At 68.0% G+C, this 17151-nt stretch carries 15 protein-coding genes; 6 read left to right on the top strand and 9 right to left on the bottom strand.

The window, feature by feature from the left end:
* Positions 1-115 precede the first annotated feature (115 nt).
* Positions 116-3094 (top strand): glycoside hydrolase family 2 TIM barrel-domain containing protein, encoded by a 2979-nt coding sequence (locus ALI144C_RS57350; protein ID WP_076986995.1) that lies wholly within the window; start codon positions 116-118, stop codon positions 3092-3094.
* On the opposite strand, the gene yczR is transcribed toward ALI144C_RS57350, so the two are convergent.
* Entirely contained in the window at positions 3075-4490 is a 1416-nt protein-coding gene (yczR, locus tag ALI144C_RS11295; RefSeq protein WP_076986994.1) for a MocR-like transcription factor YczR, read from the bottom strand. The two genes, ALI144C_RS57350 and yczR, sit on opposite strands and share 20 nt — an antisense overlap.
* Positions 4491-4550: 60 nt before the next feature.
* Here yczR and ALI144C_RS11290 point away from each other — a divergent pair, with 60 nt between their 5' ends.
* On the top strand, positions 4551-5699 hold the full coding sequence (locus ALI144C_RS11290; protein ID WP_076986993.1) for a trans-sulfuration enzyme family protein: 1149 nt from the start codon (positions 4551-4553) through the stop codon (positions 5697-5699).
* On the opposite strand, the gene ALI144C_RS11285 is transcribed toward ALI144C_RS11290, so the two are convergent.
* The 3 genes from ALI144C_RS11285 to ALI144C_RS11275 all read right to left on the bottom strand — a co-directional run bounded on the left by ALI144C_RS11285 (position 5696) and on the right by ALI144C_RS11275 (position 9600).
* Positions 5696-6520, bottom strand: a complete 825-nt coding sequence (locus ALI144C_RS11285) for a lipase family protein (RefSeq protein WP_193441172.1) — start codon at positions 6518-6520, stop codon at positions 5696-5698. The two genes, ALI144C_RS11290 and ALI144C_RS11285, sit on opposite strands and share 4 nt — an antisense overlap.
* Before the next feature lie 255 nt (positions 6521-6775).
* On the bottom strand, positions 6776-8224 hold the full coding sequence (locus ALI144C_RS11280) for an aminobutyraldehyde dehydrogenase (RefSeq protein WP_143230574.1): 1449 nt from the start codon (positions 8222-8224) through the stop codon (positions 6776-6778).
* Positions 8221-9600: an APC family permease gene (locus ALI144C_RS11275; protein ID WP_076987087.1), complete on the bottom strand. Its 1380-nt coding sequence runs from the start codon at positions 9598-9600 to the stop codon at positions 8221-8223. Before ALI144C_RS11275 ends, ALI144C_RS11280 begins: the two co-directional genes overlap by 4 nt.
* 154 nt (positions 9601-9754) lie before the next feature.
* On the opposite strand from ALI144C_RS11275, the gene ALI144C_RS11270 reads away from it, so the two are divergent.
* Positions 9755-10249, top strand: coding sequence for an Lrp/AsnC family transcriptional regulator (locus tag ALI144C_RS11270; protein ID WP_076986992.1), 495 nt, complete (start codon positions 9755-9757; stop codon positions 10247-10249).
* A gap of 109 nt (positions 10250-10358) precedes the next feature.
* Positions 10359-11732: an aspartate aminotransferase family protein gene (locus ALI144C_RS11265; protein ID WP_076986991.1), complete on the top strand. Its 1374-nt coding sequence runs from the start codon at positions 10359-10361 to the stop codon at positions 11730-11732.
* A gap of 140 nt (positions 11733-11872) precedes the next feature.
* Here the strand turns inward: ALI144C_RS11265 and ALI144C_RS11260 are convergent, their stop codons facing one another.
* From ALI144C_RS11260 to ALI144C_RS11250, 3 genes are all read right to left on the bottom strand, one after another.
* Positions 11873-12724, bottom strand: a complete 852-nt coding sequence (locus ALI144C_RS11260; RefSeq protein WP_076986990.1) for an LLM class F420-dependent oxidoreductase — start codon at positions 12722-12724, stop codon at positions 11873-11875.
* Between the two features lie 47 nt (positions 12725-12771).
* Positions 12772-13086 carry a hypothetical protein gene (locus ALI144C_RS11255; RefSeq protein WP_143230573.1) on the bottom strand — a complete coding sequence of 105 codons (315 nt, stop codon included), beginning with the start codon at positions 13084-13086 and terminating at the stop codon, positions 12772-12774.
* 85 nt (positions 13087-13171) lie between these two features.
* The gene (locus tag ALI144C_RS11250) at positions 13172-13432 is read right to left on the bottom strand and encodes a LuxR C-terminal-related transcriptional regulator (RefSeq protein ID WP_076986988.1); all 261 of its coding nucleotides are present in this window, start codon (positions 13430-13432) and stop codon (positions 13172-13174) included.
* Positions 13433-13814: 382 nt separating this feature from the next.
* Here ALI144C_RS11250 and ALI144C_RS11245 point away from each other — a divergent pair, with 382 nt between their 5' ends.
* Positions 13815-14246, top strand: coding sequence for a cupin (locus ALI144C_RS11245; RefSeq protein ID WP_076986987.1), 432 nt, complete (start codon positions 13815-13817; stop codon positions 14244-14246).
* A gap of 5 nt (positions 14247-14251) precedes the next feature.
* On the opposite strand, the gene aroQ is transcribed toward ALI144C_RS11245, so the two are convergent.
* Entirely contained in the window at positions 14252-14839 is a 588-nt protein-coding gene (aroQ, locus tag ALI144C_RS11240; protein ID WP_076986986.1) for a gamma subclass chorismate mutase AroQ, read from the bottom strand.
* 35 nt (positions 14840-14874) lie between these two features.
* Between aroQ and ALI144C_RS11235 the strand changes: the two genes are divergently transcribed.
* Positions 14875-15840: a D-2-hydroxyacid dehydrogenase gene (locus ALI144C_RS11235; RefSeq protein WP_076986985.1), complete on the top strand. Its 966-nt coding sequence runs from the start codon at positions 14875-14877 to the stop codon at positions 15838-15840.
* Here the strand turns inward: ALI144C_RS11235 and ALI144C_RS11230 are convergent.
* Positions 15809-17017, bottom strand: coding sequence for an MFS transporter (locus tag ALI144C_RS11230; RefSeq protein WP_143230572.1), 1209 nt, complete (start codon positions 17015-17017; stop codon positions 15809-15811). The two genes, ALI144C_RS11235 and ALI144C_RS11230, sit on opposite strands and share 32 nt — an antisense overlap.
* Positions 17018-17151 lie beyond the last annotated feature (134 nt).

Raw genomic sequence — 17151 nt, 5'->3', positions numbered from 1 at the left:
TTCCACACTCACCAGACGTGACCGGTCACGTGACCGATCACATCGTGCCGGAAGCACGTGCTGGAACGGTGGACACGCGGTGCCGCAGGAGCGGCGAAGAGCTGAAAAGGTGAGCATGTCCTACATTGACGACGTGTCCCCGGGGCACGGCGCCCTGCCACCCCGTTCCGCCTTCTCGTCGGACGCGCCGTCGTTGAGTCTCAACGGCGACTGGCGCTTCCACCTGTCCCCCACCCCGGCGGACGCGCCCGCAGGCATCGAGCGGGACACGTTCGACGACTCGGGCTGGTCCACTTCGGCGGTGCCGTCGAACTGGCAGATGCACGGCTTCGGCAAACCCGCGTACACCAACGTGCAGTACCCGTTCCCGGTCGACCCGCCGCACGTGCCGTCGGACAATCCGACAGGTGACTACCGCCTGACGTTCGACGTGGCCGCGTCCTGGCTACGAGAACCCGCCGTGCTGCGGTTCGACGGTATCGACTCGTGCGGCCGGATTTGGCTCAACGGGACTGAACTGGGCGTGACACGGGGAAGCAGGCTACCCGTCGAGTTCGACGTGACCGGCCTGCTGCGGGAACGCGCAAACGTGCTGGCGGTACGCGTGCACCAGTGGTCGTCGGGCAGCTACCTGGAGGACCAGGACATGTGGTGGCTGTCCGGGATCTTCCGGGACGTCACCCTGCTGGCCAGACCCGCGGGCGGCATCTCGGACTACTGGGTACGCGCCGACTACGACCACACCACGGGCCAAGGGCAGCTGCGGGTGGAGGTGGACGGCGTGGCACGGCTGTCCATTCCGGAGCTGGGCATCTTGCGTGCGCCGGTCGACGCGCCGATCGACGCGGGCCCTGTCGAACCGTGGACCGCCGAGAACCCACGCCTGTACGACGGATACCTGGCGTCCGATTACGAGCGTGTGCCGCTGCGGATCGGCTTCCGCACCGTGACCATTGAGGACGGACAGCTGAAGGTCAACGGCACGGCGATCATGCTGAGAGGCGTCAACCGGCACGAGCACCACCCCACTCTGGGTCGCGCCGTGCCGTACGAGACCGCGCGCGCCGACGTGCTGCTGATGAAGCAACACAACATCAACGCGGTACGAACCTCGCACTACCCGCCCCACCCGGCGTTCCTCGACCTGTGCGACGAGTACGGGCTGTGGGTGATCGACGAGTGCGACCTGGAAACCCACGGCTTCTCCGAGGTGGACTGGGACCGCAACCCCAGCGACGACCCACGCTGGGAAGCCGCGTACCTGAACCGCATGAGGCGGATGGTCGAGCGCGACAAGAACCACCCCAGCATCATCATGTGGTCACTGGGCAACGAATCCCACACCGGCCGCAACCTCGCGGCCATGGCGGCCTGGACCCGATCCCGCGACTCGACCCGCCCGGTGCACTACGAAGGCGACGCCGCGTGCGAATACGTGGACGTCTACAGTCGCATGTACGCCACCCACGCGGAAGTCGACGAAATCGGCCGCACCACGACGATGCCGTTCATCCAGTGCGAGTACGCGCACGCGATGGGCAACGGGCCCGGTGGGCTGCTGGAGTACCGGGAGCTGTTCGAGAAGTACCCGCGCTGTCAAGGCGGCTTCATCTGGGAATGGCTCGACCACGGCATCGCACAACAGGACTCGGCGGGCCGCACGTTCTACGCGTATGGTGGCGACTTCGGCGAGACGATCCACGACGGCAGCTTCGTGATCGACGGCCTGGTGTTCCCGGACCGCACCCCTTCACCCGGCCTGCGCGAGCTCAAGAAGATCTTCGAACCCGTCCGAATCAGCCCAGCGCCCCCGCGATCGGACAACCCGGAAACCCCCGAACCGCCCCAAGACCTCACCTCGGAAACCCTGGAATCGCCCCAAAACGCCACCCCGACAACGCTTGAAGCACCCCGAAACCCAGGCCCGACAGCCTTTGATTCGCCCCCAAACCCCCAGAAGGCATCCCCCGCCACTCCCGGGGGGCGTCCCCTGTCCAGCCTACCGGGGCAAGGGGCGGCGGAGGCGGGATCCGGGCTGGGTGTGGGCAAGTGGGAAGTTGTGGTGGCTGATCATTACGACTATTCCGGCCTTGAGCACCTGAGTTTCGCGTGGAAACTCGAAGAGGAAGGGGTCGAGATCGCTGCGGGGACCCTGCCGGTGCCCCGGCTCCGGCCAGGCCAGGAAATCACGCTCGACCTGCCGGAACTGCCCGAGACGACAGGTGAGTCCTGGGTCACGGTCACGGCCGCGCTGGCCAAGGACACGGCCTGGGCGAGTGCGAATCACCCGATCGCATGGGGACAACTCAACGTCAAACCCCGTCAGCAAAGCAGGAACACCACCCCGAAGCCGAGAACGAAAACACCCCACAGCATCGGCGGAATCCCGATCGTCCCGCCGAAGCTGGATCTCTGGCGGGCACCGACCGAGAACGACCGGGCCGAAGGCGAACCGCACTGGCGCAAAGCCGGGCTGCACCGCTTGCAGCACAGGGTGATCAGCGACGAACAGACCCGAGTCGCCGCGCCTGCTCGCGCCGAAGGCATGCTGGTCACCTACACCTGGACCGGTGACGAAGCCGAACTGCACCTGAAGGCCGACATCGAGCCGGACGGCGAATGGCCGTGCACACTCCCCCGGCTCGGCCTCAAAATGGCCATACCGCGGCAGTTCGGCAACGTCGAGTGGTTCGGCCGTGGCCCCGGCGAGGCCTACGCGGACAGCAAGCAAGCCGCGGGCGTTGGCAGATTCCAGTCGACGGTGGACGAGATGCAGACGCCGTACGTCTTCCCGCAGGAGAACGGCAACCGCGCGGAAGTCCGCTGGGCCGAGCTCACCGACGACACCGGCAGGGGCATCAGGATCGAAGGCGCACCGACATTCGAGTTCACCGCGAGGCGCTGGACGTCGGAAGACCTGGACGCCGCGGACCACACCACCGATCTCGAACCGGGCGAATGGATCCACCTGAACCTGGACATCGCCCAGAACGGGCTCGGCACGGCGTCGTGCGGCCCCGGTGTGCTGCCGCAGCACGAGTTGCACGCACACGCGGCCAGCATCGAGTTGACGTTCAGACCACTAGGGTCGTGAGCGAGGCCGAAGGCACGCCTGGGACGTAGTCGTTCCAGGCCGCGGCGAGCCTGACGACAGCGTCGGTGAGGACGTCGGCGGGTTCCATGAACGGGATCCGCAGGTGGTCGTTGCCGCCACCGGTGACATCCAGCGAACCGCCGGGCAGCACCGCGACGCCTTGGCGCAGCGCCAGTTGCGCGAAGGACACCGCGTCACCGTGCGGAAGCCGGACCCAGATGCTCTGGCCGCCGACCGCAGGGGTGAACGTCCACGACGGCAGGTGCTTGTGCAAGGCAGCGCACAACGCGTTGTGCTGTGCGCGCAGCGCTGACACCCGTGTCGCCCGCAGGGAGTCCAGCGAAGACACGAGCGAAACGGCCGCGACCTGACCGATGTAGTTGCTGCCGAGATCGTGCACGGCCTTCAGCCGGGCCAGCTGCATGATCACCGACGCGGGCGCACGGACCCAGCCGACGCGCAGCCCGCCCCACACCACCTTGCTCAGCGAGCCGATCGTCACCGCCGGTCCGAACGCCGCGATCGGCAACGGTGTCGCCGCGTCGAAACTCAGCTCGGCCAGCACCTCGTCCTCGATCAGCCGGACGCCCAGGTCCTCGGCGGCGGCGCCGACGCGTTGCCTGGTCAGCACGGGCATCACCGCACCACTCGGGTTGTGGTGCGTGGGGATCACGTACGCGATGGCGGGGCGCTGCCGCATCGCGCGGACGAGGGCGTCGCCGTCGCCGACCGGGACGCCGACGAAGTCCGCCGTGGACTCGCGGAACGCCTCCAGGGCGCCGGGGTACGTCGGCGCCTCGACCACGACCTTGTCACCCGGCGTGATCATGAGCCGGGCGAGCAGCGCCAGCGCCTGTTGCGCACCCGTGGTGACCAGGATCTGACTCGGTGTCGTGGCCAGCCCGCGTGCGGTGTAGCGGTCGGCCAGCGCGGTCCGCAGGCCTTCGTAACCGAGCGGGTGGTAGCCGATGTCGTCGGTGATCTCTATGTCGAGGGCCGCGCGGTACGCGTCCGTGACGGGCCTGGGCATCGTGTTCGGGGCCGCGCACGTCAGCTGGACGATCTTGTCCATCGGGTCGAGCAGGTGCACGAACAGCGGGTTCGTGGTGTCCGCCGGTCGGTCCGGCCGCAGCGGCGCCGTGGACACCTTGGTCCCGCTGCCCTGGCGCCGGACGATCTTGCCTTCCTGAGCCAGCAGGTCGTACGCGGACACCACCGTGGTCCGGCCGACCGCCAGCGCCGTGGCCAGCGCGCGGTCGGGCGGCAGCGGGCTGCCGGGTTGCAGCTCGCCCTCGTCGATCAGGCGGCGGATCCGGCCGGCCAGCAGCAGGTACAGCGGACCGCGCCCGGCCGACCAGCGGCCGAGCCGGGTCACCAGGTCATCCGGTCTCGTCACCAGACCAATTCTGCCAGATTGGCTCTGCCATAGGGCCAATTCTCCGGCCAGACTCGGATCATGCACCGAGAAACCCGAGCGGCGAAGATCACCGCACCCTCCCCAGGCCAGCCTGTGTCCGTCCCGCTGTACCAGACGGCGAACTTCCGGTTCGGGCACCCGGACGAGGTCGCCGAGGCACTGGGGTCGCCGAACCGCTTCGGCTACAGCGGTGACACCAACCCGACCGTCCGCGCGCTCGAGGAAGCCATGGCCGACCTGGAAGGTGGCACGAACGCGCTGGTCACGTCGTCGGGCAGCAGCGCGATCAGCGCCGTCCTGCAGGCGACGCTGCGGCACGGCGACCACATCGTCGCCCAGAAGGCGCTGTACGGCGGCACGGTCTCGATGTTCAACAACCTCGTCGAGCGGTGGGGCGTCGAGGTGACCTACATCGACGGCGTGAACCCGGCGGAGTTGACTGACGCACTGCGACCGACGACCAAGCTGCTGTACCTGGAGACGATCGCCAATCCGATCGGTCTCGTCCCCGACCTGCCCGGGCTCGCCGCCGAAGCCAACCGCCACGGCGTGCTGACCGCCATCGACAGCACGTTCGCGACACCGCTGCTGTGCCGTCCGATCGAGCACGGCGCCGACATCGTGATCCACTCGGCGTCGAAGTACCTCGGTGGGCACCATGACGTGATCGCCGGTGTTGTCGTGTTCGCAACCGAGGAGCTCTACCTCGATGCGTGGAAACGCGCGACGAACCTCGGTGTGGTTGTCGATCCGTTCACCGCGTGGTTGATCATCCGCAGCCTGAAGACGTTGGCGCTCAGGGTCAACCGGCAGTGCGAGAGCGCCCAGACGCTGGCCGAGCGGATGGAGAAGCACCCGGCAGTGTCTGCCGTGCACCACCCGGGGTTGCCGACGCATCCCAGCCACGGCAGGGCGACCAAGCTGCTGAGCGACTACGGCGCCACGTTCGCCGTCGAGGTCGCCGACGCGCCGAAGTTCATGACCAGTCTGAAACTGGTGCTGAACGCGCCGTCCCTGGGCGGCACGGACAGCACGGTGATGCACCCGGCGACCACGTCGCACAAGGGCCTGTCCGCCGCTGAGCTGGCAGCCGCCGGGGTCAGCGAGAACATGGTCCGGATCGCCGTGGGCGTCGAGCACCCCGACGACCTGTGGGCCGACATCGAGCAGGCGCTGGACTCGCTCTAGTCGGCCTGGACGGCGTTCTTCAACGCATCGAGGTAGCGGTCCATGGAGTGGTCACGGATACCGTCGCTGGCCGGGGCGAAGGGGTCCGCAGTCAACCCTTTGGCACGGTCGGTGACGCCGCCGAGCACGGACATCTTGTCGCGGATCCTGCCGCCGGAGTCGATGTAGTGCGTGGCGGAGATGTGGTGGAAGGCCGGTTCCGGCGGCATCTGCGGAACGACGTCGTTGTTGTTCACGAAGCGGTGAGTACGGTCCCGGAACGCGTCGTCGTGTGCCTGGGCGAGCGTGCGGTCGCACACTCGTGGCTGGCCGAACGTGTAGACGCCGTCGGCGAGCAGGTGGGGTTCCTCGAAGTGCAGTCGCATGGCCGCCAGTGCGGCGAGGGCGCCACCGAGGCTGTGGCCGGTGAACCAGATCGTCTGGTCGTTGTCGTACAACTCGTCGACGGCGTCGCGTACCTGTGGGTGGATCGATTGCAGGGCTTCGCCGAATCCGTAGTGCACGAACCCCTTGTTCGCCGGTCCCGGCCACGGCGGTGTGGTGGCGTCGGACAGCCAGTCCTGCATCTTCCTGGGTTCCGTGCCGCGGAAGGCGGTGATGATCATGTGGTCGCTGGCCGCGGTGTAGGCCTGTGTGTCCTCAAGGGGGAACGGTGGCCGGAAGGTCGTTTCGTGGTGGTGGACGCGGTCGAAGCCCCAGTCGTGGACGGTGCGCTCGATCGTGTCCCGCGGCTGGTAGGCAAGTTTCGCGGCCTCGGCCATCCCGTACGCCAGTCGGAGGCTGTATCCGGTGGCGTGATGGTCGAGCGTTTGCACTCGCATCTACAAGTCCTTTCGGGAGTTCATGTGATGGCTCGACACACTGCCGATGTCCAAAAGCATCAACAGACCCCGCCGCGGAATACCAGGCTCCGACCACAACTCGGCCCGAACAGGTGACCACATCCAGCTGTTTCTCACCCGGCTCGGCGACGATCACAACACCGCGTCACCCCACACCGACCGACGGAGAAACGCGGGTGACCCGCGAGGCGCTCACGCTCGCCTCGTGGGTCACCCGGTACAGCAACGACAGATTCAGTCCAATGCGGACATCACGTGCTTGATCCTGGTGTAGTCCTCCAGGCCGTACATGGACAGGTCCTTGCCGTAGCCGGAGTGCTTGAACCCGCCGTGCGGCATCTCGGCGACCATCGGGATGTGGGTGTTGACCCAGACGCAGCCGAAGTCCAGCCGCCGTGACGTGCGCATCGCCGTGGCGTGGTCGCGCGTCCACACCGACGAGGCCAGGCCGTAGCGCACGCTGTTGGCCATGCGCACGGCCTCTGCCTCGTCAGCGAACCGCTGGACCGTGATGACCGGGCCGAAGACCTCGTCGGTGACGATCTCGTCGCCCTGGTTCAGCCCGGAAACCACGGTCGGCGCGTAGAAGTAGCCGCGCTCACCGACCCGTGATCCTCCGTTGTGGAGGGTCGCGGTGTCCGGCAGCCGGTCGATGAAGCCGCTGACCCTGTCCAGCTGGCCGGCGTTGTTCAGCGCGCCGTAGTAGACGTCCTCGTCGGGGGTGCCGGTCGTGGTCTGCCTGGCCTCCTCGGCGAGCGCGGCCACGAAGTCGTCGTGCACCTCGGCCGCGGCGATCACACGGGTCGCCGCGGTGCAGTCCTGGCCACCGTTGAAGTACCCGGCCGCGGCGATCGCCTTGGCCGCGGCGGCGATGTCGGCGTCGGCGAACACCACGACCGGCGCCTTGCCGCCCAGTTCCAGGTGCACGCGTTTGACGTCCGCGGCGGCCGCGCCCGCGACCTCGATCCCGGCGCGCTCCGAGCCGGTGATGGACACCATCTGCGGCGTGGGGTGCGTGACCAGTGAACGACCGGTGTCCCGGTCGCCGCAGACGACGTTGAGCACGCCCGGCGGCAGGAACTCGGCGGCCAGCTCCGCCAGCAGCACGGTGGTGGCCGGGGTGGTGTCCGACGGCTTGAGCACCAGGGTGTTGCCTGCCGCGATGGCGGGCGCGATCTTCCATATCGCCATCATCAGCGGGTAGTTCCATGGCGTGACCTGCGCACACACGCCGACCGGCTCGCGGCGGACGTACGAGGTGAAGCCGTTCATGTACTCGCCCGCCGACTTGCCTTCCAGCACACGGGCGGCGCCTGCGAAGAACCGGATCTGGTCGACCGCGACGGGCAGCTCCTCCACCCGGGTCACCGCCAGCGGTTTACCGGTGTTCTCGCCTTCTCGGACGACGAACTCCTCGGCGCGGGCCTCCAGCGCGTCGGCGATCCGCAGCAGCGCGAGCTGGCGTTCCGCCGGGGTGGTGTCCCGCCAGGTGTCGAACGCCGTCCCGGCCGCGGCGAACGCGGCGTCCACATCGGACTGGCCGGACAGCGGTGACGTGGCGTAGACCTCGCCGGTCGCGGGGTTGACGATGTCGAGCGTGCGCCCGTCGGCCGCGTCGGCGTGCTCGCCGTTGACGAAGTTGCGGAACACTTGCTTGTCGGACAACAGATTCTCCGATGTCATTCGGTCGGTACAGTGACGAGGAAGCGGTTGGCTGAGCGTGGGCGTAGGTACGCCACCCAGTACACGGTAGCCGCGATCAGCACGCCGAGGGTGATCAACAGGTCCTGCGGTGCCTGCTGGACGACGACGTGGATCAGCACCAGGGCGATGACGGCGGGCAGGACCGGCCAGCCCTTCATCCGCCACGCCGGTGTGTCGCGGTGTGCCCGGCGGCGGCCGGTGAGCGACGCGACGGCGACACCGAGGTAGAGAGCGGCGACGACAACGCTGGTCACGCCGTTGAGCGTGTCGACGGAGACGAAGCACAGGGCGGCGCCGCCGACACCGACGACCAAAGTGGACACCCATGGCGACGAGAACCGGTTGCCGACCGTGCTGAGAGCTTTGTTCAACGCGTCCGGCCAGGTTTGGTCGCGTGCGGAGGCGTACAGCACGCGGGAGTTCTGGATGACCATCACGATGACCGCGTTGATGATCGCGAGCGCGATGCTGAGGCTGACGAACACACCCAGGCCGCTGGTGCTCCACGCGGTCACCATCGCGGCGATGTCGCCGCCGGTGAGTGTCGCGATGTCGGGCGCTCCCAACGTGATCGCGACGACAGGGACGAGCACGACGAGCGAGCCGATACCCAACGTCCATAACACCGTACGGACGACCGTACGACGGGGGTTGTGCATTTCCTCGGACAGGTAGACCGCTGTGGAGAAACCCTGGAGGACGAACAGGGCCACCGCGAGCCCGGCGATGATCGTGATCGCCTTCAACGGCTCGGCCGTGTCGGTGACCGTCGGGTTGACCAGCACCGACACCGGGCGCTGGGCGTTGCCGAACCCGAGGAACGCCACGACGGCGATCGCGACCATCTCCAGCGCCAGGAAGATGCCGGTGATCCACGCGTTGGCACGCAGGTTCAGCAGGCCCATCAGGGTGCCGAGCAGCATCACCACCGCACCGGCGACGCGGGGGTCGACGTCCAGCACCGCGTGCAGGTAGTCGGCGGTGCCCAGTGCGATGATCGGCGGGATGATCAACACGATGATCAGGGACAGCACGAACATCATCCATCCGGCGAACCGTCCGGCGACTGTCCCGACCATCGCGTACTCGCCGCCCGCGCTGGGCACGAGCGTGCCCAACTCCGAGTAGCACAGCGCGACGCCGACGCAGAGCAGCGCGGCCAACCCGATCGTCAGCGCGGTGCCGGTGCCCGTCTCTCCCAGCAACGGTGGCACCACGACGAACAACGACGACGCTGGCGTCAGACAGCTCAACGTCAACAGCGTTCCCCCGAACACCCCGATCGACCTGGTCAAAGCCCTCGGGCGGCCGGATTCACCGGTCGCGGCCTCGACGGGAGACGCTGTTTCGGTCATCCACCAGCCTCCTCGCATCACGACACCGTGGTGTGAGGCATCGAACAACGCGAATCCCGCGATGTCAACGGTCGTCAACTACGAATTTCGTTGTTCACATCGCGACACGTCCCGGATACGTCCGTCCCGAACGGGGCCTGACCGAGCGGTCATAATGCCCGGCGTGAACCGGAAAAACACGGCACCGGAGCGATCGACGGCCCCGCTGCTCGACGACATCGCCAAACAGATCATCGAGCAGCTGCAACAGGACGGCCGGATGCCGTACTCGACCATCGGCAAGATCGTCGGGCTGTCCGAGGCCGCGGTGCGCCAACGGGTGCAGCGGCTGTCGGACGCGGGCGTGATCCAGATCGTCGCGGTCACCGATCCGATGCAGGTCGGCCTGTTCCGCCAGGCCATGATCGCGATCAACGTGGACGGCCCGCTCGACCCGGTGGCCGACGCCCTCGCCGAGATGGAGGGGATCGACTACGTGGTGGTGTGCGCGGGCCGGTTCGACATCCTCTGCGAGGCGATCTGCAGCGACGACGCCAGCCTGCTCGAACTGATCTCCACCCGCATCCGCGCGATCCCCGGTGTGCGCAAGGCCGAGACGCTGGTCTACCTGAAGCTGCGCAAGCAGTCGTACCAGTGGGGCACGCGATGACAACGGAATCTGTAGTTTGAGGCGACCTGAATGACGGATTTCGTAGTCGCGAGGGTGAATGACGACTGATTCACTTGCATCCTGGCTGCCGGTGTGCGATAAAGCAGATATGACCGCCTACGACGCCGCCCACCTGGCCCGTTCCGCCAGCGAGCACCTGTGGATGCACTTCACCCGCCACTCGACGTTCGCCGACACGCCGCCGCCGGTGATCGTGCGCGGTGAAGGTGCCTACGTGTTCGACGCGGAAGGCAAGCGCTACCTCGACGGCCTCGCCGGTCTGTTCGCCGTCCAGGTCGGGCACGGCCGCGAGGAACTCGCCCAGGCCGCCGCCGAGCAAACCCGCAAGCTCGGCTACTTCCCCTTGTGGGGCACGGCCCACCCGACCGCCGTCGAACTGGCCGAGCGCATGACCGCCGCCGCGCCCGGCGACCTCAACCGGGTGTTCTTCACCGTCAGCGGCGGCGAATCCGTCGAGACCGCGTGGAAACTGGCCAAGCACTACTTCAAGCTGACCGGCAAACCCACCAAGCACAAGGTGATCAGCCGCTCGCTGGCCTACCACGGCACGTCGCAGGGGGCGTTGTCGATCACCGGCATCCCGGCGGCCAAGCAGGACTTCGAACCGCTGGTGCCCAGCGCGATCAAGGTCCCGAACACCAACATCTACCGCGCGCCGGTGTTCGGCGACGACCCGGAGGCCTACGGCCGCTGGGCCGCCGACCAGATCGCGCAGGCCATCGAGATGGAAGGCCCGGACACCGTCGCCGCGGTGTTCCTCGAGCCCGTGCAGAACACCGGCGGCTGTTTCGTGCCGCCGCCCGGGTACTTCGAACGCGTCCGGGAGATCTGCGACCAGTACGACGTCCTGCTCGTGTCCGACGAGGTGATCTGCGCGTTCGGCAGGCTGGGCCACGACTTCGGCGCGAAGCGCTACGGCTACCAGCCGGACATGATCACCGTGGCCAAGGGCCTGACCTCCGGTTACGCCCCGCTCGGCGCGGTGCTGGTCAGCGACCGCCTGACGGAGCCGTACCTGACGGGCACCACCACGTTCCTGCACGGTTCGACCTACGGCGGACACCCGGTGTCCTGCGCGGTGGCGATGGCCAACCTCGACCTGATGGAGAACGAGGACCTCTACGGCCACGTGCTGTCGAAGGAAGCCGCGTTCAAGTCCACGTTGGACAAGCTGACTGACCTGCCGATCGTCGGCGACGTGCGCGGCGCCGGGTTCTTCTACGGCATCGAACTGGTCAAGGACAAGGCGACGAAGGAGACCTTCTCCGCCGAGGAAAGCGAGCGCGTGCTGCGCGGCTTCCTGTCGGGGGCGCTGTTCGACGCCGGGCTGTACTGCCGCGCCGACGACCGGGCCGAGCCGGTGATCCAGTTCTCCCCGCCGCTGATCTGCGACCAGCCGCAGTTCGACGAGATCGAACAGATCCTGCGCAAGGTCCTCACCGAAGCCCAGCACCTGCTCTGACTTCGTGCGTGGTTTGTCGCGAGGGGCCCTCGTGAGTGGTTTGTCGGATATTGCGCATGCTTGTACACGAACAAACCGCTCACGAGGTCAAGGTCGATGTTGCCCTGCCGCACGCCTTCGTGCCCCGCGCTGTGTGTGGATCAACTCGCCTGGAGGCCCAGTTTGCCGCCGAGGCGGCCGATCCACGGTTCGACGTCCGACGCGGCCCGGTCCGGCAGGCCGAACACCGCTTCGCTCACCCCGATGGATGCCAAGTGTGCCAGGCGATCTGGGTCCGGCCGGCCGCCGAGGGCGACGACCGTCGGCTGACCGCGCCGCCCGGCGTCTCGCCAGATGTCCCGCAACAACGCCACCTGTGCGGTGATGTCCACTTCGTACGGGGTGGTGATCCAGCCGTCGGCCGAACGCGCGATCCAGGCGAAGGTCTTCTCCGTACCGCCCGCACCGATCAACACCGGGATCCTGGCCTGCGCGGGTTTCGGCCACGCCCAACTCGGGCCGAACGACACGAATTCCCCGGCGTAGCTGGCCTCGTCGTCCGTCCACAACGCACGCATGGCTTCCAGGTACTCGCGCAACGCGGTCCGGCGTCTCGCGCCCGGCACGCCGTGGTCGGCGAGTTCGTCCACGTTCCAGCCGAACCCGGCACCGAGGGTGACCCGGCCGCCGGAGAGGTGGTCGAGGCTGGCGATGGTCTTGGCTAGTGTGATCGGATCGCTTTCCACCGGCAGGGCGACCGCTGTCGCCAGCCTGATCCGCGTGGTCACCGACGCCGCGGAAGCGAGCGCCACCCACGGATCCAGCGTCCGCATGTACCGGTCGTCGGGAAGCGACGCGTCGCCCGTCCGCGGGTGCGGCGACTCCCGCTTGATCGGGATGTGGGTGTGCTCCGGGACGTAGAACGAGTCGAATCCGGCCCGTTCGGCAGCGGCCGCCGCCGCCGCGGGCGCGATGCCGCGATCACTGGTGAACAGAACGATTCCGTACCGCACAGCTCCGCACAGTATTAGAACACGTTTCAGTTTTGCAATGGTCGATCTCAGATCTCCTCGCGCGCCGGGTCGTGGTACTGCCCGAAGAACGCGGACTCGTCCAGCACACGCAGCTTGCCGCGCCCGAAGACGAGGAAACCGGCCGGGTGCAACTCGTGCTCACCCTCGTGATCGTCCAGCACGCCCACCGGGCCACCGCCGCCGTCCCTGATCACGAAGTCGACGTCCGGCGGAACCAGCCCTTGCTCCCGCAGCCGGTCCACCCACGCGTCGATCTCGGGTAACACGGCGGGCTCGGTGTAGCAGGCAGCCCGGACGGGCGTCGGCCACGGCTGGTAGACCCTGATCACTCGACTACGCATGTCCGTCCATCCCCGTCGGCTCATCAACACCACAGCACCGACGGAGAAAATATCACAAGTCGAACACGTGTTCGAACGAATGCGCTCAGACGGCTACCGAGTCCGCCCGGCCGTCCGCACGGGCACCGGCGAGCAGGCCGAGCCGCTCAGCCGCCGCACCGGCCTGGAACCGGTTGTCCGCCTGGAGAGTCTGGTACAGGCTGGAGATCCGGCGCGCGAGAGTGCGTGGCGCCAGCGACATCCGGCGTGCGATCGCGGTGTCCGGCAGACCGGTGGCCAGCAGGCGCAACAGCTCCCGCTGCTCGCGATCGAGGACAACGACACGTGGAGAAGTAGTGGGGTTCATCTCGCCTGGCTCCCGATACGACGTCGGTATGTCACCTGGTGTGGCGCCAGCGCCGACACCACACCAGGCCATGCCTCGCGCGCTCCCCCCGGCACCGAAGGGGGTATCGGCAGCGGGAAACGACGGATACGAGCCCTGCCCTCATACCCGTTCGAAGCGCCTACGGAGGCTGTCGCACTCCATCGCAGTGCGACAAGAACGACGCTACACCGCCAAAGACGGTCGACAAGGCGTTCGGCCTGGAGTTTTCGCGCAAAGTGTGGTGGCCATTCGGGCATTCGCCCAGGAAGACCGTCGACAGTGGACAGTCCACGATGGTTGCCACCCGGCAGCCGCACGGACACCCGCGTGGACAATGGACCCTAGCGGAAGGAGACACCGAATGCGTAGGACCGCGATGACCCTGGCCGCAGCGGTGGCCGTCAGCGCGCTGACCTCGACGGCGCCCGTGGCGGGCGCGACCCCGCCCAGCGGTGTCACGGGCACGATCATCAGCAAGACGACAGCCAACGGCAAGGACTACATCCTCCGGGAGATCACGATCGCCCCGGGCGGGTCGACCGGGTGGCACCACCACCTGGGCACCCTCTACGGCGTGGTGCGCGGCGGGACGCTGACGCACAACCGGTCGGACTGCTCGCTCGACGGCATTTACGAGACGGGTGATCCCATCGTCGAACAGCCCGGCACGGACAACGTGCACGTCGGCCGGAACTTGGGCCCGACACCGATTGTGCTGGATGTGCTGTACGTCCTGCCGGAAGGCGCACCGCTGTCAGTCGACGACCCGAACCCCGGCTGCGACTACCAGTAGTCCGGTCAACGGGAACAAACGGGACGCAGCGAGACCGACACCGCATCCCGGTGCAGTTTGTCCAGTCGGTGGACGAAATCGGCGAACGTCTCGGCCTCGATCCGCCAGATCCGGCACACCACGGTGGGTCTACGCGCCTGGAGCGTGGCGCGCAGCTCGTCGAGCAGCTGCGTGGTCAGCCGGTCCAGCTGCGGCCTGACCTCCTTGGCCAGGTCCGGTCGGTGACTCGGCCGCTGCGCCGGGTGCCGTTCCCACCGGGCGAACAGTCCACGTTGGACAACTTTGCTCGCGTCGATCTGGGCCTGGAAGAAGCGGACGTTCGGCTCGGGCGCCATCCCCAGCCGCACCGACTCCGCGGCGACCGTGTCGAGCACCTGCTTCTCGCGGACCGGGTCGTCGATCGGCTGCGTCGTGCCGAACTTCGCGGCCGCGACCAGGTCACCCAGCAGAATCCGGCGCACGGCCAGTTCGGCGAGCTGGCCGAACGGCCCGACTCGGCCGAGTTGTTCGGTGGCGGGCGACGCCACCGCCTCGCCCGCACCGCCGACGACGACCGCGGTCAGGACCACTACGAACAGGTACCGCACCCGCATGCCGTCAACGGTACAGGCCCGGCCGATAATGCGGCATGAGCTTGACCCTGGTGATGGTGCCTCCGCATCACGACGACACCGCGACCTGGCCGCGACGACTTGCCGAAGCCGTGCCCGGTTTGCGCGTGCTGCGTCCTGACACCGTGCAGGAGGCCGCCGTGGCGCTGCGCGAGGCAGACGCGGCGTACGGCGCGTTGCCCGAGGACCTGCTGGCGCACGCCGAGAACGTGCGTTGGTTGCAGGCGCCGCAGGCCGGGCCGCCCGCCGGCTTCTACCACCCCCGGCTGATCGAGCACCCGGTCGTGGTGACCAACATGCGGGACACCTACACCGACCACGTCGCCACGCACACGATGGCGCTGGTGCTGGCGCTCGCCCGTGGCATCCCGCAGTACGTCCGCGCGCAGGCCCGGTCCACCTGGGCGCCGGACTGGAACCCGGCTTCGGTGCTGACCCTGGCTGAGACGACCGCGCTGATCGTCGGCGTCGGCGCGATCGGCAGGGCGGTCGGCCGGATGCTGTCGGCGTTCGGCACCCGGGTCGTCGGCGTCGACGCACGTCCGCAGGACGCGCCCGGGTTCGCCGAGGTCCTGCCGACCACCGAGCTGGACGGCATGCTCGGCAAGGCCGACTTGGTGATCGTCACCGTGCCGCACACCCCCGAGACCGAGGGCATGTTCGACGCCGAGCGGATCGGACGGCTGCGCGCGGACGCCTACCTGATCAACGTCGGACGGGGCCCGACGCTGCGCTTGGACGCCCTCAACGAGGCGCTGGAGCGGGGAAAACTCGCGGGCGCGGCGCTGGACGTCTACGAGACCGAGCCGCTGCCGTCGGATCACCCGTTGTGGACGCGGCCGGACGTGCTGCTGACGCCGCATGTCGCGGGCGCCGGGCCGCACAGCGAGGAACGCAGGTTCGCCGTCATCGAGGAGAACGCCAAACGGTTCGCCGCAGGCGACCCGCTGATCAACGTGGTCGACAAGCAACACTGGCACTGAACCGGTCAGCTCGATCCAGCCGGTCAGGGACGCGTTGCCGGGGCAGCGCGTCCGGCCGGATCGAGCCGGGCCGGACCGCGTTGAACCCGGCGACAGCTTGTCCACACAGGACAATCAGCACCATCACGAGCGAGACCTGCCATGACTGCGTCGCGCTGTGGACCAGTCCGCACACGAGCGCGCACACGCCCGCGATCAGATACCCGCAACCGTGCACCATCGCCGACAGCGTGGTGGTGATTCGCGGATTGCCTGCCGCGCGGCGGTGAATGCTGGTCAGCACCAATGCGACCCCACCCATGCCGACACCGAGCCCAGCAGCCCACAACCACGGTGCCGCAGCGGGCGCGACGAGCAGGCCCGTCACGCCGACCATGCTCGGCAGCACCAGAACCGCCAGCAGGACCGGCTGGCTGCGCCGCCGGTGCAGCCACCACGGCACAAGCCACATCATCGGTAACCCAAGCACCATGCACAGGCTCAGGCAGGCACCGGCGACATCGGCAGGTACGCCTGCGTCGCGCAGGATCGCGGGCAACCACCCCATCACGAGGAACGTCACCGTCGAGACAAGTCCGAAATAGACGGTCAGACCGCGCGCGACCCGGGACCCAGCCACTGTCCGCAGGCGCGGGATTCCCGACCGCGGCGGGGCTTCGTCCAACCGCCCGGCCACCGGGATCGTGACGGCCGCGAGAAGCGCCCACGCGGCCAGGCCGAACCGCCACGACGAGTGACCGACGATCCACGGCGTGACCAGCGCACCGGCCGTGCTGCCACACCCGAGTGAAACGGTGTAGCACACGCTGAACACCGTTGACTTCCCACCGACCAGCAAGGGAAGCATGGTGGCGATCAACGCGATCGCCACGCACACCAACGCGGTTCCCACCACCAACAGAACCGGGCCACCCGCGACCCGGGCCACCTGCGCGGCGGCGAGCAGCACCAACGCGGCCCGTACCGTCCTCTGTGTCCCCTTCATGGCTTGCAGCCTCGGCGCCAGCAGGCCACCGATTCCACAGACCCACAAGGGAAGCGCGACAAGAACCGCCGCGACCGCACCACTCGCGGTGGCGATGTCCGGCAACGCCGCCCCCAGCCCGGTCACGGCGGGCCGGAGGTTGAGTCCCAGCAGAAACACCACTCCAGCGGGCCAAGCCGTGCCGCGGTCCATCTCTCCCCCTTGGTCGAGGGCAGACCCTAGCACGACGTCGAACGCATGTTCGAATCAGGCGTGGAACGCCGGAAGAGAAGGGATGACCGGACGGCACCGAAACTGTCGGTGCCGGGCCATACCCGGCACCCCAC

It is taken from the genome of Actinosynnema sp. ALI-1.44 (assembly GCF_001984155.1).
Lineage (GTDB): Bacteria > Actinomycetota > Actinomycetes > Mycobacteriales > Pseudonocardiaceae > Kibdelosporangium.
The sequence above is the reverse complement of the archived record's forward strand: the minus strand, read 5'-3'. Positions and strand labels throughout refer to the sequence as shown.